A 23,897-nucleotide genomic window follows, 5' to 3' on the forward strand; every position below is an offset into this window, starting at 1 on the left:
AGGCTGCTGCGCCGCCGCCAGGCGGCGAAGCTTTATCGCCGGGGCGGTTCGAGCGAACCCCACTGCGAGGGCGAGATCGACTGGGGATCGTCGTTGCCCACGATGTCCAGGCTGTCCAGCAAGGCAAAGTCGCTGGCCCGGATGCCGGGGTCACCACGGGTGGTCGAAGGCGTGAGCGTTTCATGCACGCGGTGAGCCACGTACCAGCTGGAGCGCAGTTTGGCCTCGCGCGTGTGTGAACCCAGGCGCGGCGTGAGGTGCAGGTTGGGGATGCCGAACAGCGGCGAGCCTTCGGCGGCGAAGTTCGGGTTCGCCCCATCGAGCAGGCAGGCGTCGATGCGGCCATCGGTCAGGGCGTGGGCCAGCGCCGCGGGATCGAACAGGGAACTGCGGCTCACGCCCACCCAGAGCTGACCGGGCTTGCAGTGGTTCAGCACATGCTCGTTGAGCCAGCCCCGAAAGCGCACGGCGTACACCACCTGCAAGGACACCGCGTCCGAGCGCGCCAACAGCTCGGGCAGGCTGACCGGCTCCACACCGAGCTTGTCCCAGATCGGTGCGGCGTGGTGCACGGCCGGGTCGTAGCCCAGCAGGCGCACGCCCATGGCCTTGAGCATGGGCGCCAGGGTGTGCGCCACCGGCGCCAGCCCCAGCAGGCCCACCGTGCTGCCGGCGAGCTCACGCCCCATGCGCACCTGCGCGAGCTGGCGGCCCAGCAGGGCGCTGATCATGCCGCGGCGGTAGAGCATGAGCAGGCCGTAGAGCAGGTACTCGGCGTTGGAACGCACCGTGGCGCTGCGCGCCTGGACCACACGCACCTGGCGCCGGGCACAGGCTTCGAGGTCGGTGTTATCGCTGGAGATCTGCATGCGCGCGATCAGCAGCAACTTGGGCGAAAAATCGAGAAATTCGCGGGACACCACCACATGCGGCGGCAGCACGATGGCGCGCGTCTTGTAGGTGTGCGAACGCAGCTTGATCGGGTCGTCGCCCAGCTCGGGCCGGTAGCTGACGTCATGGCGCTCCTGCAACCAGGACAAGGCTTCGGGAACCAGGGGATCAACCAGCAGGACGTCCATGGCGCAGGCAGGTGCGTGGGCTGCGATCCGAAGGGGGAGCCGCGGAGGGGCGGCTCAGCGGCGTTTGATCAGGGTGAAGTGATCGCTGCCCACCGTCTGCTGCTCCAGCAGCTCGTTGCCGGTCTGTTTGGCAAAGGCCTGGAAATCGCGCACCGATCCAGCGTCGGTGGAAATCACGCGCAGCACCTGGCCACTGTGCATGTCGGCCAGGGCTTTTTTGGCCTTCAGAATGGGCAGCGGGCAGTTCAGGCCACGGGCATCAAGTTCTTTGTCGGCATGCATGGGGGTTTCCTCTGGATCGCTGATTCTAAGCCGCGCCACGGCCTGCCGGGGTGGCACGGGCGCGCGAGATCCGTCGTGCTTCAGTCGGCCCGATCGGCCGGCGCTGCGGGGGTGTCGGACGGCGGCCAATCCATGAACACCGGCTCGATACCCCGGCTGCGCAGCCAGTCGGCCAGCGCCAGGCCGGTGCCGGCGCGCCAGCATTTGACCTGCTCGGGCGCGAGCAACCGGTACTCCACCAGTTCGGGCGAGAGCCGGACCTCGCCCTGAGCCACGGCGTGGTAGGTGACGATGACCTGGTTCATGCGCTGGAAGTCATGCACACCCACCAGCCGCAGTTCGGTCACTTCCAGGCTGGTTTCTTCGGCGATCTCGCGCCGTATCCCGTCTTCGGGCGTCTCGCCGGCTTCCATGAAACCGGTGATCAGGCCAAACATGCGGTGCTGCCAGGCGGCGTTGCGCGCCAGCAGGACACGACCCTGCACCTCAACGATGGCCGCCAGCACCGGCGTGGGGTTGTTCCAGTGGGTGAAGTCGCAGGACGGACAGCGCAGCCGCTCCTTGAAACCGCCATCTTCTTCGCTGCCGATCAGTGCCAGCGGCGTGGCGCAGCGGGGACAGAAACGGTAGTCGGCACTCACGGGTTCAGGCTGGAAACACACCGGTGGACAGGTAGCGGTCGCCCCGGTCGCAGACCACGAAGACGATGGTCGCATTCTCGACCTGGGCCGCGATCTGCTGGGCCACCCAGCAGGCGCCAGCGGCTGAAATGCCGCCGAAGATGCCTTCCTCGCGCGCCAGGCGGCGGCACATCTCCTCGGCATCGGACTGGCTCACGTAGACCAGCTCGTCCACCGCACTCGGGTCGTAGATCTTGGGCAGGTATTCGGTCGGCCACTTGCGGATGCCGGGGATGCGCGAGCCTTCGCTGGGTTGCGCGCCGACGATGCGGATGGCGGGGTTCTTTTCCTTCAGGTAGCGCGAGACGCCGGTGATGGTGCCGGTGGTGCCCATGGCGCTGACGAAGTGCGTGATGCGCCCACCGGTCTGCTCCCACAGCTCGGGACCGGTGGTCTCGTAGTGGACGCGCGGGTTGTCGGCGTTGGCAAACTGGTCGAGCACCCGGCCCTTGCCCTCTTTTTCCATCTTGTCGGCCAGGTCGCGCGCGTATTCCATGCCACCGCTCTTGGGCGTGAGCAGCAGTTCGGCGCCAAACGCCTTCATGGTCTGGGCGCGCTCGATCGACAGGTCCTCCGGCATGATCAGCACCATGCGGTAGCCCTTGATGGCCGCCGCCATGGCCAGCGCGATGCCGGTGTTGCCCGAGGTGGCTTCGATCAGCGTGTCGCCGGGCTGGATCTCACCACGCTCCTCGGCGCGCCGGATCATGGACACCGCGGGCCGGTCTTTCACGGAGCCGGCCGGGTTGTTGCCTTCGAGCTTGCCCAGCACCACATTGCCCCGGGCCTGGTTGTCCGCCGCGCCAATCCGCTGCAGCGCCACCAGCGGTGTGTTGCCAATGGCGTCTTCAATCGTTGGGTAGTTCATACGCCGCACTGTGCCATAATTTCCGTCTCCCATATTCCAGCCCGGGTGGTGAAATTGGTAGACGCAGGGGACTCAAAATCCCCCGCCAGAGATGGCGTGCCGGTTCGATTCCGGCCCCGGGCACCACAGATAAGGCCGCACAGTTCCAAGGACGTGCGGCCTTTTTCTTTTTCCCGATGAAAATGGCACTTTGATAGTGCTGCAAGACTTGGAGAAGCTTGCCAGAATTCGGGCCATTTTGGGGGCACTGCGATCGAACAGGGCGGTGTTTTGCCCCTCTGCGTTGACTCCACAAGGTCAGGAAACCGGAGAGAAGCTGGCGGGTGATGACCGAGGGCTGGGAGAGACACGCGGTTGCTGTTGTAGCTTAGGAACGAAAGCAACCAAGCAGTGCGCTCTGAGCTGTGTTGTCAGGTGGCGGCTCGCAGCGCTTCGCATGGTGCACATCCCGAAGCGGTCCGTCGATAGGATTGCCCTGGTTGAAGTACCTGACTTGAAAGGCAAGCCATGCAAACCACCTTCACACCCTGCGTAGCGGAAGCACCGGAAGGGGTGTTCCTGCCCCTCGTCCATGTCGCTGGTTGGTATCAGTCGAGACAGGTCGATCACCCATTCAAGGCGACCGGATCAGCAAACACCCACGAAGCGGCATTGCAACTGGCCAGGATGCACGTGCAACGTATGGTCATCGCACATCAAAGATCAAGTTCAAAAATGGTCGGTGGCGATGCGGTGGCAGCGAGCAGAACCCGGCCTAGTCACAAATAAGGCCGCACAGTCAACGCTGTGCGGCCTTATTGCTTTTCGGCCCCGGCGCCTCGTCCTGCGCAGCCTGCGCCAGTTCTTCCTTGAGCAATTCCCGGTAGATGCGCGGCAGTTCGCGGCTCATGCTGTTGTTCTCGATGCCGTAGCCGAGGCTGGTCCAGGTGCCCGAGAGGCGGCGCAGCACCGGCTGCACCCGACCCGCGCGCAGCTGCGCCGACAGGTTGCCCCAGCGCGCGTCGGAGAGCCAGGCGTGCACCACCGTGTCCTGGTAAACGGGGGCAAAGCTCAGGCCGGTCGCGTCCAGCGGGTCGTCCGTGCGTTGCGGATGGTGGCGGGCCGCCAGTTCCAGCCAGGTGCTGTAGAGCAGCTGGTAGCGGCCGGCCGCGGTGGAGCAGTTGCCGCGGTTGGGACCCCGGCCGATGGATTCGCAGCGGTTGGGGTGCACGTCCAGCGTCCACACGTAGTCCTTGCCGTGCAGCACGTGGTAGGGCCGCAGCACGTTGGATTCGCTCGCGGAGATGGTGCGCATCAGGGCCCGCAGGTAGGGATCGCCGCCGGACATGACCAGCGGCTGCGTGCCGGGGATGAGCAGCAGCGGCCGCCACCACCACAGCAACAGCAGCATGAGCACCACAGCGCCTGCGGTGAGCGCCAGCCGCGAACGCAGGGGCGAGTCCCAGAAGCCCGGCGGCTGGGCGGTCGGGGTGCTGGTCTCTTCATGGCCGGGGTGTGGGTCAACTGACACAATCCCGGCATTGTCCAACAACGCCCGCCCGACCCGCCATGCTGCTGCCATCGCTTGCCATCCTTGCCGGTCTGTTGCTGCTGGTCTGGAGCGCCGACCGTTTCGTGGCCGGCGCCTCGGCCGCCGCCCGGCACTTCGCCATGCCCCCCTTGCTGGTGGGCATGCTGGTCGTCGGCTTTGGCACCTCGGCACCCGAGATGGTGGTGTCGGTGCTGGCGGCTGCGCAGGGCAATCCCGGGCTGGCACTGGGCAACGCCTGGGGCTCCAACATCGTCAACATGGCGCTGATCCTGGGCGTGACGGCGCTGCTCGCGCCGGTGCTGGTGCAGTCGGTGATCCTGCGCAAGGAGCTGCCGATCCTGATGGCGGTGACCGCGTTGACCGCCCTGCTGGTCTGGGACGGGGTGCTGTCGCGGCTCGACGCGGCCGGGCTGCTGCTGGTGTTCGCCGGACTGGTGAGCTGGTCCATCGTCGAGGCCCGCCGCAACAAGGGCGACACCCTGGCCAGGGAGACGGCCACCGAGCTGCGCGCGCACGCCATGCCCTTGCGGCGCGCGCTGGTGCTGCTCGTGGTGGGGCTGCTGGTGCTGGTGGGCAGCTCGCGCATGCTGGTGTGGGGCGCGGTGGACATCGCGCAGTCGCTCGGTGTGAGCGACCTCGTCATTGGCCTGACGGTGGTGGCCGTCGGCACCTCGCTGCCCGAGCTGGCGTCCTGCGTGGCGGCCGCACGCAAGGGGGAAGACGACATTGCCCTGGGCAACATCCTGGGCTCCTGCCTGTTCAACACCCTGGCCGTGGTGGGCCTGGCCGGGGTCATCGCACCGATCGACGTGGGCACCGAAGTGCTGATCCGGGACTTGCCCGTGATGGCCGGCCTGACGGTGCTGCTGTTCCTGATGGGCTGGGGCTTTCGCGGCCCGGGGCGCATCAACCGGGTGGAAGCCGGGGTGCTGCTGACCGCGTACCTGATCTACACCGTGGTCGTGCTGCGGTCCATGAGCCCGTGACCGCACTCGACCCCGCCAAGGCCCATCAGCCGCGCAGCCCCTCGGCCACCGTGGGGTAACGCAAGCGCAGACCGAGCTCGGTCTTCATGCGCTGGTTGTGCAGCCGGCGCGACTCGCTCATGAAGCTCAGCAGCACCAGCGGCAGCTGGTCGCCCGCCGCGTCCCGCGCGACGCGGGGCGGCCGGGGCAGGCCGTAGAGATCGGCCGCGAGATCGAAGTAGTCGCCCATCTTCAGCTCGGTGTCGTCCGAGACGTTGACGTTGCGCTGCGGCCGCCCGCGCCAGAGCGCCAGCACACAGGCGCGCGCCAGGTCGTCGGCGTGGATGTGGTTGGTGTGCACGTCGTCCTCGGCCCGCAGCACCGGTGTACCGCGCAGCAGGCGCTCGCGCGGCGTGCCGCCTTCGCGGTCGGGCGCGTAGATGCCGGGGATGCGCAGCGCCGTGGTGCGCACGCCGGTGGCGCGGCCGAGCCAGTGCACCGCGGCTTCGGCGTCCACCCGGCGCCAGGCGCGCGGCGTGAGCGGCTGGGCGGGAGTGGCTTCGCTCACCCAGCGGCCCTGCCGGTCGCCATAGACCCCGCTGGTGGAGCCGTACACCAGCGCGGCGGGCAAGGAGCGTTGCGCCAGCGCCCGCACCAGGGCGCGGGTGCGCGGGTCCAGCCGCCAGTCGGCCAGCTCGCCCGAGGGCGGCGGGGCCAGGTGCAGCACCCGTGTACCCAGCCCCGCCAGGCGGCGCAGGCTGCGCGCATCGTCCAGGTCGCCCGACAAGGGCGTGATGCCTTGCGCCCGCAACGCCGCCTGGCGCTCGGGCGTGGAGCTCAGGGCGAGCAGGCGCACACGCCGACCGCCGCCCAGCGCACGCGCCGCGCGCAGCCCCACGTCGCCGCAGCCAATGATCAAGACCCGTTCACGCCGGAAGCGTGCGGGCAAAGCGCCGATGAGGCTCATGCGAGTTCCGAATTTGCGACAATCTTTGTTTGCTTGCGCGCTGTGGTGCCCGCTTGTGCACCACCTCACCCAGAACCGCCAGTATGACATTCACCATCACCGTCCAGCCCAGTGGACGCGCGTTCGAAGCCCTCCCCGAAGAAACCATCCTCGCCGCCGGCATCCGTCAGGGCATCGGCCTGCCCTACGGTTGCAAGGACGGCGCCTGCGGCTCCTGCAAATGCAAGCTGCTCAGTGGCAACGTGGTCCACGGGGCGCACCAGGCCAAAGCCCTGAGCGCCGAAGAAGAAGCCGCCGGCTACGTGCTGACCTGCTGCGGCGTGGCACGGAACGACGTGGTGCTCGAATCGCGCCAGGTCACCGAGGCCGGCGCCTTCCCCATCAAGAAAATGCCGGTGCGCGTGAACACGCTGGAGCGGGTTTCGCCCGATGTGATCGTGATGCGCCTGCAACTGCCCGCCAGCGACACCTTCCAGTACCACGCTGGCCAGTATGTGGAGTTCCTGCTGCGCGACGGCGAGCGCCGCAGCTACTCCATGGCCAACGCGCCCCACACCCAGGCCACGCAGCCCGGCCTCGAACTGCACCTGCGCCACATGCCAGGGGGCAAGTTCACCGACCACGTGTTCAGCGCGATGAAGGAAAAGGACATCCTGCGCATCGAGGGCCCCTACGGCGGTTTCTTCCTGCGTGAAGACAGCGAGCTGCCGCTGATCCTGCTGGCCTCGGGCACCGGTTTCGCCCCCATCAAGGCCATCATCGAGCACATGCAATTCAAGGGCATCACGCGCCCCGCCACCCTGTACTGGGGTGGCCGCCGCCCGGCCGATCTGTACCAGAGCGCCTGGATCGAGGCGCAGCTCGCCAGCATGCCGAACCTGCGTTACGTGCCGGTGGTCTCCGACGCCCTGCCCGAAGACGGCTGGAGCGGGCGCACCGGCTTCGTGCACCAGGCCGTGCTGCAGGACTTCCCCGACCTCTCGGGCCACCAGGTCTATGCCTGCGGCGCGCCCATCGTGGTGGAGTCGGCCAAGCGCGACTACGTGGCGCAGGCCGGACTGCCCGAAGAAGCCTTCTTCGCCGACGCGTTCACCAGCGCCGCCGACAAGGTGTGAGTCCCGGCAGCGGCCCGCTGTTCGTGACATCCGCGTCCTCTCACCGACCCCACCCCTCAGAAGACCACACCATGCTGAACCGCCGCCAGCTCATCACTTCCATGGCCCTGGCCACCTCGGTGCTGGCGTTGCCCACGCTGGCGCACGCCCAAGCCAGTGGTACCACACGCATCGTGGTGCCGTTCGCCCCCGGTGGCCCGATCGACGTGACGGCGCGCATCCTGGCCGATGCCGTCAAGGGATCGCTGGGCACCGTGATCGTGGAGAACAAGCCGGGTGCGGGCGGCAACATCGGCGTGAGCGCCGTGGCCAAGGCCGCACCCGATGGCCTCACGCTGGGCATCGCGACTACTGCCTCGCACGGCATCAACCCCTGGCTGTTCAGCAAGCTGCCCTACGACCCGGCCAAGGACTTCGCGCCCGTCACGCAGATGCTGCGTGTGCCCAACGTGCTGGTGATGAACGCCGAGACGGCGACGCGCCTGCGCATCCACAGCTTGGCCGACCTGATCGCCTACGGCAAGGCCAACCCGGGCAAGCTCAACTACGGCTCGGGTGGCAACGGCAGCGCCGGCCACCTTGCGGGCGAGCTGTTCAAGAACCAGGCCGGCGTGTACGCCGTGCACATCCCCTACAACGGCGGCAACCCGGCTCAACTGGGCCTGCTCTCGGGCCAGGTCGATTTCAACTTCGACAACCTCGCCACCGCCGCGGCCAACATCCGCTCGGGCAAGCTCAAGGCCCTGGCCGTGACCACCGCGCAGCGCAGCAGCGTGGTGCCCGACGTGCCCACCGTGGCCGCCACCCTGCCCGGTTTCGAGATCGACACCTGGTGGGGCCTGGTCGTGCCCGCCGGCACGCCGGCCGAGACGGTGCGCAAGCTCAACACGGCCTTCAGCGAGGCCCTGAAGTCGCCCGAGGTGAAAACCCGCTTCGCCAACCTGATGGCCGAGCCCGCCCCCAGCACGCCCGAGGCTTTCAGCGAATTCATGAACCGCGAGCGCGCCAAATACCAGCGCATGGTCAAGCTCAGCGGCGCGAAGGTGGATTGAAGGGGACCGGGAAGCGGGGCCGGCCCCGCTCCTCAGGGATCAGCGCTTGATGAGCGCCAGGCTCTCGGCCAGTTCTTCGGTCACGTCTCCCAGCTTTTCGGCCGCGTCTTCGTAGAAGTTGCCACCGAACGCGCCACCGCGTTTGGTGTCGCTTTCCTGCTGTGTCGCGACCACCTGGCCCGAGCGGGCATCGATGGCTTCAAGGGAAAAATCGGCCGTGGCTTTGCCCGCGCCCACAATGCCGCCGACCCAGCGCAAAGCCTGGTTCCCCGGGTCGTAGCTGACCTTGGCCTGGACCACGACCACGCCTTCGCGCTGACCAGGTTGTTCGCTCAACACCTCCAGGCCGCTCTCTTTCAACGCTTGCTGGATCACGCCGGGCAGCCTCTTCTCAAAGACCTGTTTGTCCTGCACACGGGTGTTGTCGGGGTTCTTGTCCAGCAGGGTCACAGAGACCGTTGAAACATAGGCATGCGTGTATTTGCCGGGCAGGTCCGGTGCCGCGGATTTGTCGGGGCTGGAACCACACGCGGTCAACGCCACCGCGGTCAAAACCAGAGCAGCGGCACGAATCATTGAACGAGACATCAATAGCTTCCCAAAAATAGGGCTCTTCCACATGAGAGCCCGCAGGGATTCTAGTGATGGCGCCAGCAGCCTCCCTGGTGGTTCAGCGCGCCTCGTCCAGCAGCTTTTTCACGTCGCTGGCCAGCGCCTGGGCGCCGCTGCCGTAGCGGGTGTACAGGCGCACGCGACCCTGCGTGTCGTAGACGTAGCTGCCCGCGGAGTGGTCCATGGTGTAGCTGGTGGGTGTCTTGCCGTCGACCTTCTTGTAGTAGATGCGGAAGCTCTTGGCCAGCGCGGGCAATGCGTCGGGCGCGGCGTACAGCGCCAGAAAGCCAGGATCGAAGCTGGCCATGTAGGCCTTCATCACCTCGGGCGTGTCGCGCTCCGGGTCCACGCTCACGAACAGGCCTTGCAGACGCTCGCCGTCGGCGCCCAGCAGGCGCTTGGCCTCGGCCAGCTCGCTCATCGAGGTGGGGCACACGTCGGGGCACTGCGTATAGCCGAAGAAGACCACCACGACCTTGCCCTGGAAGTCGGCCAAGGTGCGCAGCTTGCCGTCATGGTCGGTCAGCGAGAAGCCGGTGGCGTAGTCGGCGCCGGTGATGTCGATGCTGGAGAAGCCCGAGGCCGTGGCGTCGGCGGGTTTGTCGGAGCAGGCCGCGAGCAGCAAACCACTCAGAGCCAGCACAAGGCAACCACGGCGGAGAAGAGATGTCGGTTTCATGGCAGTACGGCAGGCATGCTACCCAGGACACCGCGGAACCGGCTCTGCCGGGCCGCTGGTGTCGCCCCCTTGAGGGGGTCGCGCGAAGCGCGGCGGGGGTGTTTCACAAGTAATGATCGATGAGAAGCGCCGCGAACAGCAGCGAGAGGTGGATCAGCGAAAAACGGAAGGTCTTGCGGGCGAACGCATCGGAGTAGTGGCGCCAGAGCACAAACGCGTAGCCACAGAAACCGATGCTCAGGGCCACCGCGGCCACCAGGTAGAACCAGCCGCTCATGCGCATGATGAAGGGCATGAGGCAGGCAGCGAACAGCACCAGGGTGTAGAGGAAGATCTGCAGCCGCGTGAACTCGGAGCCGTGCGTCACCGGCAGCATGGGCAGGCCCGACTTGCGGTAGTCCTCCACGCGGTACAAGGCCAATGCCCAGAAGTGCGGCGGCGTCCAGAGGAAGATGATGAGGAACAGGATCAGGGCTTCGGGCGACACCACGCCGGTCATGGCGGCCCAGCCCAGCACCGGCGGCATGGCGCCCGAAGCGCCACCGATCACGATGTTCTGCGGCGTGAGCGGTTTGAGGATGACGGTGTAGACCACGGCGTAACCGACGAAGGTGGCAAAGGTCAGCCACATGGTGAGCGGATTCACCCAGAAGTACAGCACGGCCGAACCGGCGCCGCACAACACGGCCGAGAAACTGAGCGTCTTGGCGTTGGTGAGCTGGCCCTTGGCGGTCGGGCGCCAGGCGGTGCGCTTCATCTTGGCATCGATCTGCTGCTCCACCACGCAGTTGAACGCGGCGGCCGCGCCGGCCACCAGCCAGATGCCCAACGACGCGAGGGCGGCCAGCCGCAGCTCGGCCCACGTGGGCACGCCGGGCACGGCCAGCACCATGCCGATGAGCGCGCAGAACACGATGAGCTGGATCACGCGTGGCTTGGTCAGCGCATAGAACTGCCGCCAGGTGGGCGGCAGGACAACGGCGGCGGGGGTGGAGGACGCGGAGCTCATCGGATCGCCTGGGAGGTGTTGAAGGGGACGGAACGCACGGGGTCGGTGGCGGTTCGGGTGCTGAAGAGCGCGCCCGTCAACACGATCACCAGCGCGGCGGCGCCACCGGTGTGGCCCACGGCCGCGAGCAGGGGCCAATCGAGCACCACGTTGGTCAGGCCGCTGGCGAATTGCCACAGGGCCAGGGCCAGCAGCAGCCGCGCCGTGGTGCGCATGCCGGCCACCGGCCACAGCCGCCAGGCCAGCCAGAACACCGCCGCCAGCACCCCGTAGGCGCAGAGCCGGTGCACGTAGTGGATGGCGGTGAGCGCGGCAAAGGGGATCGCCTCGCCCAGCGTGTCCAGGCCCAGCGCACGCCACAGCGCGAAACCGCGCTGGAAGTCCATCTCGGGCCACCAGCTGCCCTGGCAGGTGGGGAACTCGCTGCAGGCAAGCACGGCGTAGTTGGTGCTGACCCAGCCGCCCAGCGCGATCTGCAGCCACAGCAGCGCAAACACCAGCCCCAGGGCGGTGCGCAGGCGCCCGCTCAGCGACACCGGAGCGGCCGCGCCCGGGCCGGCATGGGCATAACCCGCGGCCTGGGCGCGCAACAGCGCGAGCAGCACCAGCCCACCCAGCAGGTGCAGGGTCACGATGGCGGGGAACAGCTTCATCGTCACCGTCAGCGCGCCAAACGCGCCCTGCAGGCAGATCCAGAACAGGGTCAGCAACGGCCAGGCGAAGGACACCGCCAGACGCCGCCGCTCAATCCAGCTCACGATCACCAGCACCAGGATCAACACGCCCACGGCCGTGGCCAGGTAGCGGTGGATCATTTCGACCCAGGCCTTGGAGAAGGTGACGGGGCCGCCGGGCATGGCCTCCTGCGCAGCGGCGATGGACGCCCCCGCCCCCACCGGGCTCACGCTGCCGTAGCAGCCAGGCCAGTCCGGGCAACCCAGGCCCGAATCGGTCAGGCGGGTGAAGGCGCCAAACAGCACCAGATCAAAGGTGAGAAACAGGGTGACCAGCGTGAGCACACGCAGGCGTTGCGTGGGCTCGGCGCGGCGGTTGCGCAGCCACACCCAGGCCAGCGGCCCGAGCGCGATCACCACACCCAGCAGCATGATGCGGGCCACGGGCGCGAGGTCGTACAGGGCTTGGGTCTGCATGGGCGGGGTCAGCGGGTCGGCGCCGGCGCGGCATCGTTCGGCCGGCCCGGCTGGTCCCAGAACGCGGCGGCGCGCATCAGGCGGTCCAGATCGCGCTTGGCCTGCTTGGGGTCGAGCGGAGCGGGAAAACGCATCATCCAGTTGCCCAGCGGATCCACCAGGTACAGGTGGTCTTCGAGCCGATGGCCCGGCGCGGGCACCAGCCAGGTCGCGAGTTGCTGCGCGTCGACCTGCAGCACCCGGGCCGCCGACGTGGCCTGGCGCAGCGGCTCGGGCAGCGCGGTGTCGCCGGTGCGCAGCCAGACCCAGTCCAGCCGGTCCTTTTCCTTGCCCAGGGTTTCGCGCAGCTGGCGCTGCAGGTACAGGCGCTGCTGGCAGGCGTCGTCACAGGCGCTGTCGGCCACGCTGATGAGCAGCCACTGGTCTTTCAGCGCGGTGAGGGGCACGGCTTGGCCCTGGGCATCGCGGCCGCTGAATGCGGGCAACGGGCGCTGCGGGTCGATCAGTTCACCGTAGTTGCGCCGCCCCTCGGGCCGGACCACGTAGTAGGTGACATACGAAGCGATCACCGGCGCGGCGCTCACCAGCAGCAGGGCCAGCATCTTCCAGCGACCGGCGCGCGTACTCGCTGCGTCGCGTGCGCTGGCCTGGTCGAGTTGCGGCAGGCTGTGCACGGTCAGGGTCAGCGGTTCATCGGGAGTCTGTGCCATGGGGTTTGCGCGATCGGCGGGGGGAAAGGAATTGGAACCAGACATACAGGAAACCCGCGAGGGCACACAGGCCAAACCACTGGAAGGCGTAACCGTGGTGTCTGGAGACGTCGGCCCCGGTACGGGGCCAGTCGCGTTGCAGACCGTCGGCAGCGTCGCCGGTCTGCAGAACGGAAACGTTCAACAGGGACAGCCCGGTCTCCTGCGCAAACGCTGCAAGCTCGATATTTTGCCGGATCGTCCCGGTGCCTGCCTCGCCCAGCTGGTATAGCTGGCCCGGTGGCGGGGCCAAACGCCCTTCGATGTGGACTTCGCCCGTGGGTGTGTCGATGACCGGCAGGCGGCTGCGGTCGTTGAAATCGCGCGGCACCCAGCCGCGCTGCACCAGCACCGCCCGCTCGCTGCCCGTGATGCGCAGCGGCGTGACCAGGAAGAAGCCGGAGCGCCCGCCCATCTGCCGGTTGTCCAGAAACACACTGGCCTCGGGCACCCAGCGCCCGTTCAGCGCCACCGGGCGGTGCAGGCCGGCCTGCGGGTCGGGTGCCTGCAACAGATCCGGCCCGCCCCAGGCCGCCAACTGGCCGCGCTGGTCGATCAGATCGTGCAGGGCCTGCTTCTGCGCCGCGCGGCCGAGCTGCCACACGCCCAGGGCGGCCGTCACCGCCATGGTGATGGCCGTGGCGACCGTGACGAGCCAGAAACGCAGGCGGCGGGAAGTCATGCGGGAACGCCCGGGTGGGTGGAAAAGAAACCGATAATCGCACGCATGAAAATACTCGTCATCGCGGCCTTCGTCGCCATCCTTGGCAGCCTGGTGGCCGCGCTGGTTTTCATGATGCGGGGGGGTGAAGAGGACTCGCCCGACGGCGGCAACAAACCGCGCAAGAACCACATGGCGCGTGCGCTGGCGTTTCGCGTCGGCTTTTCCATCCTGCTGTTCGTGGTGGTGTTGGTCAGCTACCTGATGGGCTGGATCCAGCCCACCGGCCTGCCACTGCAACGCTGATTCTGTTCAGCAACCGCCCACCAGCAAAAAAGCGCCTGCGGGCGCTTTTTTGCTGCATGCATGGATGGGGTGGCGCACCACCCCAGGCGGTGAATCACATCCAGTACACGAGGATGTACAGACCCAGCCACACCACGTCAACGAAGTGCCAGTACCAGGCGGCGCCTTCGAAACCGAAGTGGCGCTGTGCGGTGAAGTGGCCCTTCTGCAGGCGCAGGGTGATGAAGAGCAGCATCAACATGCCCACGAGCACGTGGAAGCCGTGAAAACCGGTGAGCAGGAAGAAGGTCGAGCCATAGACACCCGAGGACAGCTTGAGGTTCAGTTCGCTGTAGGCGTGGGCGTATTCATAGCCCTGCACGCACAGGAAGACGATGCCGAGCAGCACCGTGACCCACATGAAGGCGATGGTCTTGGCCCGCTCACCGGCCTGCAGGGCGTGGTGGGCGATGGTCAGCGTCACGCCCGAGGACAACAGCAGCGCGGTGTTGATGGTGGGCAGCCAGAACGGGCCCATGGTCTGGAACGGCTCGATGATGCCGGCCGGCGAGGCGGTGGCGCCCACTTGCCGGCTTGGCCACACGGCGGTGAAATCGGGCCAGATCAGCGCGTTTTCGATGTTGCCCAGCGCGGGCACCGAGTGCACACGGGCCCACCACAGGGCCGTGAAGAAGGCGCCGAAGAACATCACCTCCGAGAAGATGAACCAGCTCATGCTCCAGCGGAAGGACAGGTCGATCTTGCGGCCATACATGCCACTTTCGCTTTCACCCACCGACTGGCTGAACCACTGGAACAGCACGATCAGCCAGAAGGCCAGGCCAAAGGCCAGCGAATACGCTCCCCAGCCCGCGCCATTGACCCACTGGCCGGCGCCCAGGATGACGAAAAACAGCCCGATGGCCGCCATCACCGGATGCCGCGAAGGCCCGGGGACGAAGTAATAAGGCGTCGTGCCGTGTGTTGCTGCTGACATGCTCACTCCTAATTGCTAAGCGCTTGTATGAATGTCTGAAAGAAAAACGTGGTGCTGTCGACGGTGCGGCCTCAGGCGACGACCCAGTTCACCAGCAGGATGAGGCCCAGCACGAACAGCAGGGCCATGACCAACCCCACCACCAGGAGATGGATCGGGTTGAGCTTGGCGATGTCGTTCTGGTAGTCGGCATTGCGACGTACACCCAGAAAACCCCAGAGCACGGCCTTGACCGTTCCCACGAGCGAACCCTTGCGTTGGTGCACAGGCTGCGTCATACGGCCCCCGGCAACGAGACAGCGGGCACAGCGCGGACCTGAGGTGCATGGCCCTCGGGCGCAGCGGGCACCTTGCCGCCCACCTCGAAGAAGGTGTAGGACAACGTGATGGTGGTCACATCCTTGGGCAGCTTCGGGTCGATCACGAACGCCACCGGCCAGGCCTTTTTCTCGCCTGGGGCCAGCGTGTACTGGTTGAAACAGAAACACTCCAGCTTGTTGAAGTGCGCTGCCGACTGCTTGGGGGCGTAACTCGGGATCGCCTGCGCTGCCATGGTGCGGTTCTGAACGTTCTGGAACTCGTACATCACCGTATTGAGTTCGCCCGGATGCACCTGGAGGGAACGCACCGCGGGCTTGAACTGCCAGGGTCCGCGGGCATTCACGTCGAACTCCACCGTGATGCTGCGCGTGCGGTCCACCTGCGTGTTGGCCGGCAGGGCGGGCCGTGCGCCCGGCACCTCACGCTCGGCCAGCGCCAGCACGTTGATGCCGGTCATCTCGCAGATGGCGTTGTAGATCGGGACCAGGGCGTAACCGAACGCGAACATGCCCAGCGTGATCACGCCGAGCTTGCCCACCATCTTGAGGTTTTCGCGACGAGGTCCCATGGGGCGTGTCCGGTTCAGAAGTGCTGGCGTACCGGCGGGCATCAGCCGCCGAACAGCACCAGCTTGCCCACGAAGCCGAGGAAAAAGACGAGCGCCACCGAACCCAGGATCAGGCCCAGGCGCAGGTTGCTCTTTTTTTGGTCAGGCGTCATGTGTCAACCGTTGTCGTGACGGGCTCAGCCGATCACCTTGGTGGCGCTGGCGTCCAGCTTGGGCGGGTTCTCGAAGGTGTGGAACGGAGCCGGCGAAGGCACTTCCCATTCCAGACCCTCGGCGCCTTCCCAGGGCTTCTGCGGGGCCTTGGCACCCTTGCCGCGCATGGCAGGCAACGCAACCGCGAAGAAGAAGAAGACCTGGGCAAGACCGAAGGCAAAACCACCCACCGAGGCGATGGCGTTGAAGTCGGCGAACTGCATCGGGTAGTCGGCGTAGCGACGCGGCATGCCGGCCAGCCCCAGGAAGTGCATCGGGAAGAAGGTGACGTTGAAGGAAATCATCGACCACCAGAAATGGATCTGGCCGCGGGTTTCGCTGTACATCACGCCGGTCCACTTGGGCAGCCAGTAGTAGATGCCGGCAAACATGGCGAACAACGAACCGGCCACCAGCACGTAATGGAAGTGCGCCACCACGTAGTAGGTGTCCTGCATCTGGATGTCGATCGGGGCGACCGACAGGATCAGACCGGTGAAGCCACCGATGGTGAACACGAAGATGAAGCCGACGGCCCACATCATCGGGGTCTCGAAGGTCATCGAACCCTTCCACATGGTCGCGATCCAGTTGAAGATCTTCACGCCCGTGGGCACGGCGATCAGCATGGTCGAGTACATGAAGAACAGCTGGCCCGTCACCGGCATGCCGGTGGTGAACATGTGGTGGGCCCAGACGACGAAGGACAGGATGGCGATCGAACCGGTGGCGTACACCATGGAGGCGTAGCCGAACAGCTTCTTGCGCGCGAACGCGGGCACGACCTGGCTCACGATGCCGAAGGCCGGCAGGATCATGATGTAGACCTCGGGGTGGCCGAAGAACCAGAAGATGTGCTGGTACATCACCGGGTCGCCGCCACCGGCGGGGTTGAAGAAGCTGGTGCCGAAGTGGCGGTCGGTCAGCGTCATGGTGATGGCGCCGGCCAGCACGGGCATGACGGCGATCAGCAGGTAGGCGGTGATCAGCCAGGTCCAGCAGAACATCGGCATCTTCATCAGCGTCATGCCGGGCGCGCGCATGTTCAGGATGGTGACGATGATGTTGATCGAACCCATGATGGACGACGCGCCCAGGATGTGCATGGCAAAAATGCCGGCGTCCATCGAGGGGCCCATCTGCAGCGTCAGCGGCGCGTACAGCGTCCAGCCGGCGGCGGGGGCGCCGCCGGGCATGAAGAACGAAGACACCAGCATGATGGCGGCCGGGATCATCAGCCAGAAGCTGAAGTTGTTCATGCGCGCGAACGCCATGTCACCGGCACCGATCTGCAGCGGGATCATCCAGTTCGCGAAGCCCACGAAGGCCGGCATGATGGCGCCGAACACCATGATCAGGCCGTGCATGGTGGTGAGCTGGTTGAACAGCTCGGGGTTGACCAGCTGCAGGCCCGGCTGGAACAGCTCGGCGCGGATCAGCAGCGCGAGCACGCCGCCCACCATGAGCATGGTGAAGGCGAACAGCAGGTACAGCGTGCCGATGTCTTTGTGGTTGGTGGCATAGACCCAGCGGCGCCAGCCCGACGGGGCGTGGTGGTCATGGTCGTGACCGTGCGCATCGTGGTGGTCGAGAACTGCACTCATGATCGATTCCTTTGAGACTCAATGATTTTCTGTAACCGGATCACTTGCGGGCAGCGACCACATCGGCAGGCTGAACCACCTGCTCGGTTTTGTTGGACCAGTTGTTCTTGGCGTAGGTCATGACGGCGGCCAGTTCGGTGTCCGACAGCTGTTTCCACGACGGCATCTCGGCCTCCGGGCCTTTGACGCCATTGAGCATCACCGCCATCATCTTGCCCTTGTCGGCATCGGTCACGATGGCCGAACCGTCCAGCGGCTTGATCGGGCCGGCACCCTTGCCGTTGGCCTGGTGGCAGGCGACGCAGTTGGCCGCGTAGACGGACTCGCCGCGCTTGACCATGTCGGCCAGCGCCCAGACCTTGCTCGGGTCGTCGGCGGCCGCGGCCATGGCCTTTTGCTGCTCGGTCACCCAGGCGGTGTACTGCTCGGCCGTGACCACCTTGACGTGGATGGGCATGTAAGCGTGTTCCTTGCCGCACAGTTCGGCGCACTGACCGTAGAAATCACCGGTTTTTTCAGCGCGGAACCAGGTGTCGCGCACGAAGCCGGGGATGGCATCCTGCTTGACGCCGAAAGCCGGAACCATCCAGGCGTGGATCACGTCGTTGGCGGTGGTGATGATGCGGATCTTCTTGCCGACCGGCACCACCAGCGGGTTGTCCACCTTGAGCAGGTAGTCGTCGCCCTCGGGCTTGCCCTGGCTGGACATTTCACGCTGAGTGGTGTCCAGCGTGGAGAGGAAGCCGATGCCCTCGCCCTCGCCCTTGATGTAGTCGTAACCCCACTTCCACTGCATGCCCGTGGCCTTGATGGTCAGGTCGCTGTTGGTGGTGTCCTTCTGGGCCACCAGCACCTTGGTGGCCGGCAGGGCCATGCCGATCACGATCAGCAGCGGCACGATGGTCCAGCCCAGCTCCACCCAGATCGGTTCGGCCAGCACCTGCGACTTGTGGCCCACCGACTTGCGGTGCTTGATGATCGAATAGAACATCACGCCGAAGACCACGACGAAGATGACCGCGCAGATGCCCATCATGAACCAGTGCAGCCAGTGCTGCTCTTCGGCGATGCGGGTGGCCGGCGGGGCGAAATTGAGCTGGTTCACGGCGGGGCCGCCGGGCAGGTCGTTCACCGCATGGGCGGCCTGGGTCACCCAGACTCCCGTGCTCAGCGCCAGTGTGGAGGCGGCCGCGCGCACCGTGACGAGCCGTTTACGCATGGAATCAACCGTTTTCTTCGTCGTACTCACTTTAAGCGCCTCAAATATAAGTATTGATTTATATCAATGCCGATTAGAACAAACTTTTGTAGGGCCGCCCACTCAGGGAATACCCAACCCCCGCATCCCCGCAAGACAGGCGCTGCCATGGGCTGCGCGGGCGTGACCGAACCGTTGCACTGCCAAGCTCCAGCGCACGCCATCGACGGACAGGATTGCCCACGGGGAAGCGTTGCAGGTTTGACTCACCAATGGCTGGTCATGTCCGCGACCGATCCGAAGATCCGCGCGCACCTGCAGGGAAAACACCCCGAAGGCTTTGATTTATGTCAATTGTAGCGGCGAGAAACGGGGGATTCGCCGGCCGGGGCTCCCCGTCCACCCCCGCACCGACCCCATCGACCGGCCATGCGACGCCTGGTTCAGCGCCGCCCGGCGCGCAGCATGGCCCGCATGTCGTCCACCGAAACCGAGGTGTTCGACCCCAGTTGCGCCCGCGCAACGGGCTTGAAGGCATGGCCGTATATGACTTCCACGGTCAGCTGCAAGCGCCCGTCGTCCGACCGCGGCAGCTCGCTTTCCAAGGCCTCGCACAGGCGGGCGTGCCAGGCGCGTGAACGCCAGCCTTCGAACCGGTCCGCGTGCAGATTGCGACCGAGTTCGCGCAGATCCTTCAACAGCGGCGGCGCGGCGCTGTACGACAAGGTGATGCGCTCCATGTCCATCACCGGCTCGGCAAATCCGCTGTGCACCAGCATATCGCCCCAGTCGTGCATGTCCGTGAACGCATGGGTGGGTCCGGGCCAGCCCGCGCGCTGATAGATCGACCGGAGTTCGCGCAGGGTGTCGGGCCCCAGGCAGGAGAACATCAGGAAACCGTTGGTCTCGATGTGCGCGTGCCAGCGCCGCAGCAAGGCCTGGGGTCGTGGCTCCAGGTGCAAGGCCATGTTGGCCCACAACATGGCCACGCGGGTCTCGTCCTGCGCGGGTGCAGGCGTCTTGCCCCGCACCCAGTTCAGGGGGTTCCACGACGCCGACGGTGGTTCGCGCGTGGCCAGCAGGGCTTGTGGCATCTGCTGTGCGGCGACATGGCAGCGCGCCTGCGGCAACAAGGACCGCACCCGCTGGTGAGACTGAAGCCCACCCAGCACCGGTTCCCAGTGCAGCCAGCTCGCGGGCTTGTCGCGAAACCACTGCAACCGTTCGGCCATGCGCGAGGCCACCTCTTCGTGCAGCCAGGGGCTCTGGTGGCGGGGATGCCTCAGCCAGCGCTGGGCGGCCACCGGGTCCAGACCCGGAACGGGGGTTTCGGCTTCGGGCGTGTTGTTCAAGGGAAAACCAGGGAGGGTGGGGACACGGGCGGCATCGCCCGCACGCCCAGTATATTGGCCCCATGTTCAACACGTGGACCCGCCTCACGCGCCACCTGCCCGCCACCTGCCAGGTGTGTGGCGGCTGGCCGGCACGGGCGGTGTGTACGGCCTGCGAGCAGCGTTTTGCCGCCCCCGCACCCCGCTGCAGCGCCTGCGCCGCACCGCTGGCAACCCATGGCCCGGGGCTCTGCGGTGCCTGCCAGACCCGTAAGGCACCCGCGGCGCTGCACCGCTGCGTGGCGGCCGTGGACTACAGCTACCCCTGGGACACCCTGATCGCCCGCTTCAAGTTCCGGAACGAACCCGGCTGGGCCGGTCCCCTGGCCGCCCTGATGTGGCGCGCGTACCAAGCCCAACCGCCGTCCGGCCCCTACGATCTGGTGGTGCCGGTGCCGCTCACCCCGTCGCGCCTGGGCAACCGTGGCTACAACCAGGCCTGGGAGCTGGTGAAAGCCCTGCGCCGGCAAGCCGCCGCAACGGCAACGCCCATGCCGCCCGCACTGGCCGATGCCCTGCTGCGCATCGGCGAGGCGCCGGACCAGCACAGCCTGCCGCGCGAGCAGCGCCTGCACAACCTGCGCGGCGCGTTCGCCGCCCACCCGCTGCATCGGCAGCGGCTGGCCCAGGCCCGTGTGCTGCTGGTGGACGATGTGACCACCACAGGCGCGACCCTTCAGACCGCCGCCCAGGCCCTGCTGCAGGCGGGTGCCCAGCGGGTCGATGCGCTGGTGTTGGCCCGCACGCCGCCGCACTGAACGACAGCCACCCCGCCACGGTGGACCACCCGGTCTGGTGGGGTGCGATTCCAACGTTATCATCGCGGCCTTGCAGGGAGAGCCCACAGACCAGACCACTGGCCCGCTCCAATTTCTCTCACGCACACCGGACCTCTGCGCGCAACCATGTTCCACATCGTCCTCGTTGCGCCCGAAATCCCGCCCAACACCGGCAACGTGATCCGGCTCAGCGCCAACACCGGCTGCACCCTGCACCTCATCGAGCCGCTCGGTTTTTCGATGGACGACAAGCAGATGCGGCGCGCGGGGCTGGACTATCACGAGTACGCCGAGGTGCGCCGCCACGCCGACTGGGCCAGCTTCCTGCACGCCGAACAGCCCGACCCGCACCGTCTGTTCGCGCTCACCACCCGGGGCACGCGGTCGGTGTTCGACAACCGCTTCCGGCCCGGGGACTGGCTGGTCTTTGGTTCCGAAACCCGGGGGCTGCCCGCCGACCTGCGCGAGAGCTTCGCCCCGACGCAGCGGCTGCGCCTGCCCATGATCGAGGGCCAGCGCAGCCTCAACCTGTCCAATGCGGTGGCGGTGGTGGTCTTCGAGGCCTGGCGACAGCAGGGCTTTGGCACCCCGTCGGCGTGACGCAGTTCACTCCTTGTTGAACTGAACACCCCACCCGATCTCCTGTAACGGTCGCACAATGCTTGCATTTCCCGATCCGCGCCACCCGTCACGAACGCTGGTGGCCCACCCGACACCCGCGACCCGATCGGCCGCCTGGAGACCGTTTTGATTCCCACCATTGCACGCATCGTTCAGGCCGCACTGACACCGCGCCAAAGCGCACGGAAGCCGGTCAGCATGAAGGATCTGGCCACCATCCGGCAGGCCCTGCTGTCGTGCATCGAAGACTGCATCAGCCTGCCCGCGCAACGCTTGCGCCTGAAGATCGACAACGCCAAGACGCCCCAGGAACTCTGGATGTTGCGCAACGACGCCTACCAGCTGATCTCCCAACGCCACAACCAGTCCATTGCCGCCGAACGTATCAACGACCTGATCCGGGCGTTCGAAGGCAGCCTGGACCGCAAGCAACTGGTCAAAATCCGCTGAATGCCCCGGCGGAAGACTCAGGGATAAAGCCGCACCAGCGACTCGGCCACGCACACCGGCTTGTCGGCACCGTCGCGCTCCACCACCACCGACCACGTCAGCTGCAAGCCCTGGTGCTCGATGGGCTCCGCGGCCAGCAGGGTCAGGCGCGCACGCAGGCGGCTGCCCACCGGCACCGGCGCCGTGAAGCGCACCCGATTGAGCCCATAGTTCAGGCCCATGCCGGACTGGCGCACCACGAACGCGGACTCCAGAAACACCGGCAGCAGCGACAGCGTCAGGAAGCCGTGCGCGATCGTCCCGCCAAACGGCCCCTGCTTCGCTTTCTCCACGTCCACATGGATCCACTGGTGATCGCCGGTGGCCTGGGCAAACTGGTTGACACGCTCCTGGGTGATCGTGACCCAGTCGCTGAGCGCCACTTCCTGGCCCACACAGGCCGCCAGATCGGCCAGGGTTTCAAAGGTTTTCATGGGAGGCGACTCTAGCCTGCCAGGCTGGCGGCGGGTGTCGGCCCGGCGACAAGTGTCGCCACCAGCCGTCCATGTCGCCGGAGCGTCAACGCGACGCACGAAACGGTGCAACCCAGGGCACCGCCGGGCCGGCCTTGCCAGACGGCCAATGCCGTCCCCTTGAGGGGGTCGCGCGCAGCGCGGCGGGGGTGTTTCAACGGTCCAGCCAGTCGCAGATGCCCTGCCATTGCAGCAGGTCCTTTTCCACACGGCCCGGCGCCACGTCGAACAGCGTGAGCCCGCGCGCAGCCAGGTGGATGTAGTTCTGCGTGTCGCGCAGGTAACCCAGCACCGGCAGACCCAGGCCGGAGACGAACTCCTGCAGCTTGTCGGCCGCGATGGTGCGCGCATCCACCCGCATGCCCACGATGCCGATCTTGAGCTTGTCGGCGTTGCGGAAACCGGCGATTTCGTCGAGAAAGGCGCGCGTGGCGTAGATGTCGAAAATGCTGGGCTGCAGCGGCACCAGCACCTTGTCGGCCATGCGCATCACGTCCTTGAAACGCCAGCCGTGCAGGCCGGCGGGGGTGTCCAGCACCACGTGGGAGGTGTCGCGCGGGGGGCGCGCAATCAGGTCGTGGGACACCTCCCAGGTGCGGATGGGGCGCGCGGCCGGCGGGCGCAGTTGCAGCCACAGGCGTGACGACTGCTGGCGGTCGGCGTCTCCGAGCATGACGGCATGGCCCTGGGCGGCGAAGTAACCCGCCACATGGGTGGACAGGGTGGACTTCCCCACACCCCCCTTGGGATTCGCAACCACCACGATAGGCATACCGACCTCCTCGTTGTCTGAAAACAGACCCTATGGTATCGCCAGCCCCTCAGCGCCACGCGTCCCACACCAGCTTGACACCAGTGAGGAACATGCCGGCGTAGACCATCCGGTAAAACAGCAGCGGCTTGATGCGGTGCGCGATGCGCACCCCCACCCAGACCCCGATCGGCGCAAATGGCAGCAGCGCCAGCGAGGTCAGCATATTGCGCAGGTCCAGCAGGCCCAGCCAGGCGTAGGGAATCCACTTCGCGATGTTGATGAAGAAAAAGAAGAAGGCCATGGTGCCGGTGAACAGCACCGGCGAGAGCCGCAACGGGATCACATAGGCGTTGATCGGCGGGCCGCCCGCGTGGGCGATGAAGCTGGTGAAACCGGAGGTGGCGGTCAGGATGGCGCCCACCCATTGCGGCGGCGGCGGGCTGTCGGCCTTCGGCGGGAACAGCAGGCGCTGCGCCAAGAACAGCAGGGTGAAGCCGCCCACGATGCCGGCCACCACCTTGGCGTCCAGCAGCTTGAACAGCAGCGCGCCGATCACGATGCCGAGCAGACCGAAGGGGAGCAGAAAACGCAGCAACCGGCGGTCCACGTTCTTGCGAAACGCCGCCATGCCGAGCAGATCCATCACCAGCAACACCGGCATCAGGATCGCCGCGGCCTGCGGCACCGTGACCGCCAGCGCCATCATGGGCACGGCGAGCGAACCGAAGCCGGCGCCAAAGCCGCTCTTGCTCACCCCCAGCAGCAGCACGGCGGGGATCGCCACCAGATAGAAATAGGGATCGGTGATCAAGGATCAGACTTTTT

30 protein-coding genes and 1 tRNA gene are annotated in these 23,897 nt (G+C 66.5%); 9 read left to right on the top strand and 22 right to left on the bottom strand.

Annotated elements, in window-relative coordinates:
• Positions 1 to 32 precede the first annotated feature (32 nt).
• From HTA01S_RS23695 to cysM, 4 genes are all read right to left on the bottom strand, one after another.
• The gene (locus HTA01S_RS23695; RefSeq protein WP_068176259.1) at positions 33 to 1,079 is read right to left on the bottom strand and encodes an NAD(P)-dependent oxidoreductase; all 1,047 of its coding nucleotides are present in this window, start codon (positions 1,077 to 1,079) and stop codon (positions 33 to 35) included.
• A 54-nt stretch (positions 1,080 to 1,133) separates the two neighbouring features.
• Entirely contained in the window at positions 1,134 to 1,361 is a 228-nt protein-coding gene (locus HTA01S_RS23700) for a sulfurtransferase TusA family protein (RefSeq protein WP_068176263.1), read from the bottom strand.
• 80 nt (positions 1,362 to 1,441) lie between these two features.
• A complete protein-coding gene (locus tag HTA01S_RS23705; protein WP_068176268.1) occupies positions 1,442 to 2,002 on the bottom strand; it encodes an NUDIX domain-containing protein in 561 nt (186 codons plus the stop codon).
• 4 nt (positions 2,003 to 2,006) lie between these two features.
• On the bottom strand, positions 2,007 to 2,909 hold the full coding sequence (gene cysM, locus HTA01S_RS23710) for a cysteine synthase CysM (RefSeq protein ID WP_068176272.1): 903 nt from the start codon (positions 2,907 to 2,909) through the stop codon (positions 2,007 to 2,009).
• A 39-nt stretch (positions 2,910 to 2,948) separates the two neighbouring features.
• Here cysM and HTA01S_RS23715 point away from each other — a divergent pair.
• Positions 2,949 to 3,035 (top strand) — tRNA-Leu (locus tag HTA01S_RS23715).
• A 381-nt stretch (positions 3,036 to 3,416) separates the two neighbouring features.
• The gene (locus tag HTA01S_RS25455; protein WP_157572253.1) at positions 3,417 to 3,677 is read left to right on the top strand and encodes a hypothetical protein; all 261 of its coding nucleotides are present in this window, start codon (positions 3,417 to 3,419) and stop codon (positions 3,675 to 3,677) included.
• A 10-nt stretch (positions 3,678 to 3,687) separates the two neighbouring features.
• On the opposite strand, the gene HTA01S_RS23720 is transcribed toward HTA01S_RS25455, so the two are convergent.
• Positions 3,688 to 4,419, bottom strand: a complete 732-nt coding sequence (locus HTA01S_RS23720; protein ID WP_218017388.1) for a glycoside hydrolase family 24 protein — start codon at positions 4,417 to 4,419, stop codon at positions 3,688 to 3,690.
• 38 nt (positions 4,420 to 4,457) lie between these two features.
• On the opposite strand from HTA01S_RS23720, the gene HTA01S_RS23725 reads away from it, so the two are divergent.
• Positions 4,458 to 5,426: a calcium/sodium antiporter gene (locus HTA01S_RS23725; protein WP_068176275.1), complete on the top strand. Its 969-nt coding sequence runs from the start codon at positions 4,458 to 4,460 to the stop codon at positions 5,424 to 5,426.
• A gap of 25 nt (positions 5,427 to 5,451) precedes the next feature.
• Here the strand turns inward: HTA01S_RS23725 and HTA01S_RS23730 are convergent, their stop codons facing one another.
• On the bottom strand, positions 5,452 to 6,372 hold the full coding sequence (locus HTA01S_RS23730; RefSeq protein WP_068176280.1) for an SDR family oxidoreductase: 921 nt from the start codon (positions 6,370 to 6,372) through the stop codon (positions 5,452 to 5,454).
• 83 nt (positions 6,373 to 6,455) lie between these two features.
• On the opposite strand from HTA01S_RS23730, the gene HTA01S_RS23735 reads away from it, so the two are divergent.
• Both HTA01S_RS23735 and HTA01S_RS23740 read left to right on the top strand, forming a co-directional pair.
• Complete coding sequence (locus HTA01S_RS23735; protein ID WP_068176284.1) at positions 6,456 to 7,487, top strand: CDP-6-deoxy-delta-3,4-glucoseen reductase; 1,032 nt, start codon at positions 6,456 to 6,458, stop codon at positions 7,485 to 7,487.
• Between the two features lie 71 nt (positions 7,488 to 7,558).
• A complete protein-coding gene (locus tag HTA01S_RS23740; RefSeq protein WP_068176287.1) occupies positions 7,559 to 8,539 on the top strand; it encodes a Bug family tripartite tricarboxylate transporter substrate binding protein in 981 nt (326 codons plus the stop codon).
• A gap of 39 nt (positions 8,540 to 8,578) precedes the next feature.
• Here the strand turns inward: HTA01S_RS23740 and HTA01S_RS23745 are convergent, their stop codons facing one another.
• The 6 genes from HTA01S_RS23745 to HTA01S_RS23770 form a co-directional block, all read right to left on the bottom strand.
• On the bottom strand, positions 8,579 to 8,989 hold the full coding sequence (locus HTA01S_RS23745; RefSeq protein WP_068176290.1) for a DUF4410 domain-containing protein: 411 nt from the start codon (positions 8,987 to 8,989) through the stop codon (positions 8,579 to 8,581).
• A 220-nt stretch (positions 8,990 to 9,209) separates the two neighbouring features.
• Complete coding sequence (locus HTA01S_RS23750) at positions 9,210 to 9,830, bottom strand: SCO family protein (protein ID WP_068176293.1); 621 nt, start codon at positions 9,828 to 9,830, stop codon at positions 9,210 to 9,212.
• Positions 9,831 to 9,933: 103 nt separating this feature from the next.
• Positions 9,934 to 10,839 carry a heme o synthase gene (cyoE, locus tag HTA01S_RS23755; RefSeq protein ID WP_068176296.1) on the bottom strand — a complete coding sequence of 302 codons (906 nt, stop codon included), beginning with the start codon at positions 10,837 to 10,839 and terminating at the stop codon, positions 9,934 to 9,936.
• Positions 10,836 to 11,990 carry a COX15/CtaA family protein gene (locus HTA01S_RS23760; protein WP_068176299.1) on the bottom strand — a complete coding sequence of 385 codons (1,155 nt, stop codon included), beginning with the start codon at positions 11,988 to 11,990 and terminating at the stop codon, positions 10,836 to 10,838. Before HTA01S_RS23760 ends, cyoE begins: the two co-directional genes overlap by 4 nt.
• Positions 11,991 to 11,998: 8 nt before the next feature.
• Complete coding sequence (locus tag HTA01S_RS23765; protein WP_068176302.1) at positions 11,999 to 12,700, bottom strand: SCO family protein; 702 nt, start codon at positions 12,698 to 12,700, stop codon at positions 11,999 to 12,001.
• The gene (locus HTA01S_RS23770) at positions 12,681 to 13,421 is read right to left on the bottom strand and encodes an SURF1 family protein (protein ID WP_068176305.1); all 741 of its coding nucleotides are present in this window, start codon (positions 13,419 to 13,421) and stop codon (positions 12,681 to 12,683) included. The genes HTA01S_RS23765 and HTA01S_RS23770 overlap by 20 nt, the downstream gene beginning before the upstream one ends.
• Positions 13,422 to 13,466: 45 nt before the next feature.
• Here HTA01S_RS23770 and HTA01S_RS23775 point away from each other — a divergent pair, with 45 nt between their 5' ends.
• Positions 13,467 to 13,706, top strand: a complete 240-nt coding sequence (locus HTA01S_RS23775; protein WP_068176308.1) for a twin transmembrane helix small protein — start codon at positions 13,467 to 13,469, stop codon at positions 13,704 to 13,706.
• Positions 13,707 to 13,800: 94 nt separating this feature from the next.
• Here the strand turns inward: HTA01S_RS23775 and HTA01S_RS23780 are convergent, their stop codons facing one another.
• The 7 genes from HTA01S_RS23780 to HTA01S_RS23805 all read right to left on the bottom strand — a co-directional run bounded on the left by HTA01S_RS23780 (position 13,801) and on the right by HTA01S_RS23805 (position 19,917).
• Positions 13,801 to 14,682 (bottom strand): cytochrome c oxidase subunit 3, encoded by an 882-nt coding sequence (locus tag HTA01S_RS23780; protein ID WP_068176311.1) that lies wholly within the window; start codon positions 14,680 to 14,682, stop codon positions 13,801 to 13,803.
• Positions 14,683 to 14,753: 71 nt separating this feature from the next.
• A complete protein-coding gene (locus tag HTA01S_RS23785) occupies positions 14,754 to 14,960 on the bottom strand; it encodes a DUF2970 domain-containing protein (RefSeq protein WP_068176314.1) in 207 nt (68 codons plus the stop codon).
• Positions 14,957 to 15,571: a cytochrome c oxidase assembly protein gene (locus HTA01S_RS23790; RefSeq protein ID WP_068176318.1), complete on the bottom strand. Its 615-nt coding sequence runs from the start codon at positions 15,569 to 15,571 to the stop codon at positions 14,957 to 14,959. The genes HTA01S_RS23785 and HTA01S_RS23790 overlap by 4 nt, the downstream gene beginning before the upstream one ends.
• Before the next feature lie 41 nt (positions 15,572 to 15,612).
• Positions 15,613 to 15,723 carry a cytochrome oxidase small assembly protein gene (locus tag HTA01S_RS25790; RefSeq protein WP_218017389.1) on the bottom strand — a complete coding sequence of 37 codons (111 nt, stop codon included), beginning with the start codon at positions 15,721 to 15,723 and terminating at the stop codon, positions 15,613 to 15,615.
• Between the two features lie 24 nt (positions 15,724 to 15,747).
• Positions 15,748 to 17,367, bottom strand: coding sequence for a cytochrome c oxidase subunit I (gene ctaD, locus HTA01S_RS23795; protein ID WP_068176321.1), 1,620 nt, complete (start codon positions 17,365 to 17,367; stop codon positions 15,748 to 15,750).
• A 40-nt stretch (positions 17,368 to 17,407) separates the two neighbouring features.
• Positions 17,408 to 18,586, bottom strand: coding sequence for a cytochrome c oxidase subunit II (coxB, locus tag HTA01S_RS23800; protein ID WP_068176324.1), 1,179 nt, complete (start codon positions 18,584 to 18,586; stop codon positions 17,408 to 17,410).
• 422 nt (positions 18,587 to 19,008) lie between these two features.
• Entirely contained in the window at positions 19,009 to 19,917 is a 909-nt protein-coding gene (locus tag HTA01S_RS23805; protein ID WP_068176327.1) for a methyltransferase domain-containing protein, read from the bottom strand.
• 62 nt (positions 19,918 to 19,979) lie between these two features.
• Between HTA01S_RS23805 and HTA01S_RS23810 the strand changes: the two genes are divergently transcribed.
• From HTA01S_RS23810 to HTA01S_RS23820, 3 genes are all read left to right on the top strand, one after another.
• Complete coding sequence (locus HTA01S_RS23810) at positions 19,980 to 20,714, top strand: ComF family protein (RefSeq protein ID WP_068176332.1); 735 nt, start codon at positions 19,980 to 19,982, stop codon at positions 20,712 to 20,714.
• Between the two features lie 147 nt (positions 20,715 to 20,861).
• Positions 20,862 to 21,335, top strand: a complete 474-nt coding sequence (trmL, locus tag HTA01S_RS23815) for a tRNA (uridine(34)/cytosine(34)/5-carboxymethylaminomethyluridine(34)-2'-O)-methyltransferase TrmL (RefSeq protein WP_068176335.1) — start codon at positions 20,862 to 20,864, stop codon at positions 21,333 to 21,335.
• Between the two features lie 147 nt (positions 21,336 to 21,482).
• Entirely contained in the window at positions 21,483 to 21,806 is a 324-nt protein-coding gene (locus HTA01S_RS23820) for a hypothetical protein (RefSeq protein ID WP_068176338.1), read from the top strand.
• A 17-nt stretch (positions 21,807 to 21,823) separates the two neighbouring features.
• Here the strand turns inward: HTA01S_RS23820 and HTA01S_RS23825 are convergent, their stop codons facing one another.
• The 3 genes from HTA01S_RS23825 to HTA01S_RS23835 form a co-directional block, all read right to left on the bottom strand.
• Complete coding sequence (locus HTA01S_RS23825; RefSeq protein ID WP_068176341.1) at positions 21,824 to 22,279, bottom strand: MaoC family dehydratase; 456 nt, start codon at positions 22,277 to 22,279, stop codon at positions 21,824 to 21,826.
• 193 nt (positions 22,280 to 22,472) lie between these two features.
• Positions 22,473 to 23,090 carry a ParA family protein gene (locus HTA01S_RS23830; protein WP_068176346.1) on the bottom strand — a complete coding sequence of 206 codons (618 nt, stop codon included), beginning with the start codon at positions 23,088 to 23,090 and terminating at the stop codon, positions 22,473 to 22,475.
• 49 nt (positions 23,091 to 23,139) lie between these two features.
• Positions 23,140 to 23,883 carry a sulfite exporter TauE/SafE family protein gene (locus tag HTA01S_RS23835; RefSeq protein WP_068176349.1) on the bottom strand — a complete coding sequence of 248 codons (744 nt, stop codon included), beginning with the start codon at positions 23,881 to 23,883 and terminating at the stop codon, positions 23,140 to 23,142.
• Positions 23,884 to 23,897 lie beyond the last annotated feature (14 nt).

This window comes from Hydrogenophaga taeniospiralis CCUG 15921, assembly GCF_001592305.1.
GTDB classification, from domain to species: Bacteria; Pseudomonadota; Gammaproteobacteria; order Burkholderiales; family Burkholderiaceae_C; genus Hydrogenophaga; species Hydrogenophaga taeniospiralis.

Excerpts from the sequence above, each read along its gene's own strand:
- HTA01S_RS23695 (WP_068176259.1), bottom strand. The coding sequence starts at position 1,079 with ATGGACGTCCTGCTGGTTGATCCCCTGGTTCCCGAAGCCTTGTCCTGG.
- HTA01S_RS23700 (WP_068176263.1), bottom strand. The coding sequence starts at position 1,361 with ATGCATGCCGACAAAGAACTTGATGCCCGTGGCCTGAACTGCCCGCTG.
- cysM (WP_068176272.1), bottom strand. The coding sequence starts at position 2,909 with ATGAACTACCCAACGATTGAAGACGCCATTGGCAACACACCGCTGGTG.
- HTA01S_RS25455 (WP_157572253.1), top strand. The coding sequence starts at position 3,417 with ATGCAAACCACCTTCACACCCTGCGTAGCGGAAGCACCGGAAGGGGTG.
- HTA01S_RS23725 (WP_068176275.1), top strand. The coding sequence starts at position 4,458 with ATGCTGCTGCCATCGCTTGCCATCCTTGCCGGTCTGTTGCTGCTGGTC.
- HTA01S_RS23730 (WP_068176280.1), bottom strand. The coding sequence starts at position 6,372 with ATGAGCCTCATCGGCGCTTTGCCCGCACGCTTCCGGCGTGAACGGGTC.
- HTA01S_RS23735 (WP_068176284.1), top strand. The coding sequence starts at position 6,456 with ATGACATTCACCATCACCGTCCAGCCCAGTGGACGCGCGTTCGAAGCC.
- HTA01S_RS23740 (WP_068176287.1), top strand. The coding sequence starts at position 7,559 with ATGCTGAACCGCCGCCAGCTCATCACTTCCATGGCCCTGGCCACCTCG.
- HTA01S_RS23750 (WP_068176293.1), bottom strand. The coding sequence starts at position 9,830 with ATGAAACCGACATCTCTTCTCCGCCGTGGTTGCCTTGTGCTGGCTCTG.
- cyoE (WP_068176296.1), bottom strand. The coding sequence starts at position 10,839 with ATGAGCTCCGCGTCCTCCACCCCCGCCGCCGTTGTCCTGCCGCCCACC.
- HTA01S_RS23760 (WP_068176299.1), bottom strand. The coding sequence starts at position 11,990 with ATGCAGACCCAAGCCCTGTACGACCTCGCGCCCGTGGCCCGCATCATG.
- HTA01S_RS23765 (WP_068176302.1), bottom strand. The coding sequence starts at position 12,700 with ATGGCACAGACTCCCGATGAACCGCTGACCCTGACCGTGCACAGCCTG.
- HTA01S_RS23770 (WP_068176305.1), bottom strand. The coding sequence starts at position 13,421 with ATGACTTCCCGCCGCCTGCGTTTCTGGCTCGTCACGGTCGCCACGGCC.
- HTA01S_RS23775 (WP_068176308.1), top strand. The coding sequence starts at position 13,467 with ATGAAAATACTCGTCATCGCGGCCTTCGTCGCCATCCTTGGCAGCCTG.
- HTA01S_RS23780 (WP_068176311.1), bottom strand. The coding sequence starts at position 14,682 with ATGTCAGCAGCAACACACGGCACGACGCCTTATTACTTCGTCCCCGGG.
- HTA01S_RS23785 (WP_068176314.1), bottom strand. The coding sequence starts at position 14,960 with ATGACGCAGCCTGTGCACCAACGCAAGGGTTCGCTCGTGGGAACGGTC.
- HTA01S_RS23790 (WP_068176318.1), bottom strand. The coding sequence starts at position 15,571 with ATGGGACCTCGTCGCGAAAACCTCAAGATGGTGGGCAAGCTCGGCGTG.
- HTA01S_RS25790 (WP_218017389.1), bottom strand. The coding sequence starts at position 15,723 with ATGACGCCTGACCAAAAAAAGAGCAACCTGCGCCTGGGCCTGATCCTG.
- ctaD (WP_068176321.1), bottom strand. The coding sequence starts at position 17,367 with ATGAGTGCAGTTCTCGACCACCACGATGCGCACGGTCACGACCATGAC.
- coxB (WP_068176324.1), bottom strand. The coding sequence starts at position 18,586 with ATGCGTAAACGGCTCGTCACGGTGCGCGCGGCCGCCTCCACACTGGCG.
- HTA01S_RS23810 (WP_068176332.1), top strand. The coding sequence starts at position 19,980 with ATGTTCAACACGTGGACCCGCCTCACGCGCCACCTGCCCGCCACCTGC.
- trmL (WP_068176335.1), top strand. The coding sequence starts at position 20,862 with ATGTTCCACATCGTCCTCGTTGCGCCCGAAATCCCGCCCAACACCGGC.
- HTA01S_RS23825 (WP_068176341.1), bottom strand. The coding sequence starts at position 22,279 with ATGAAAACCTTTGAAACCCTGGCCGATCTGGCGGCCTGTGTGGGCCAG.
- HTA01S_RS23830 (WP_068176346.1), bottom strand. The coding sequence starts at position 23,090 with ATGCCTATCGTGGTGGTTGCGAATCCCAAGGGGGGTGTGGGGAAGTCC.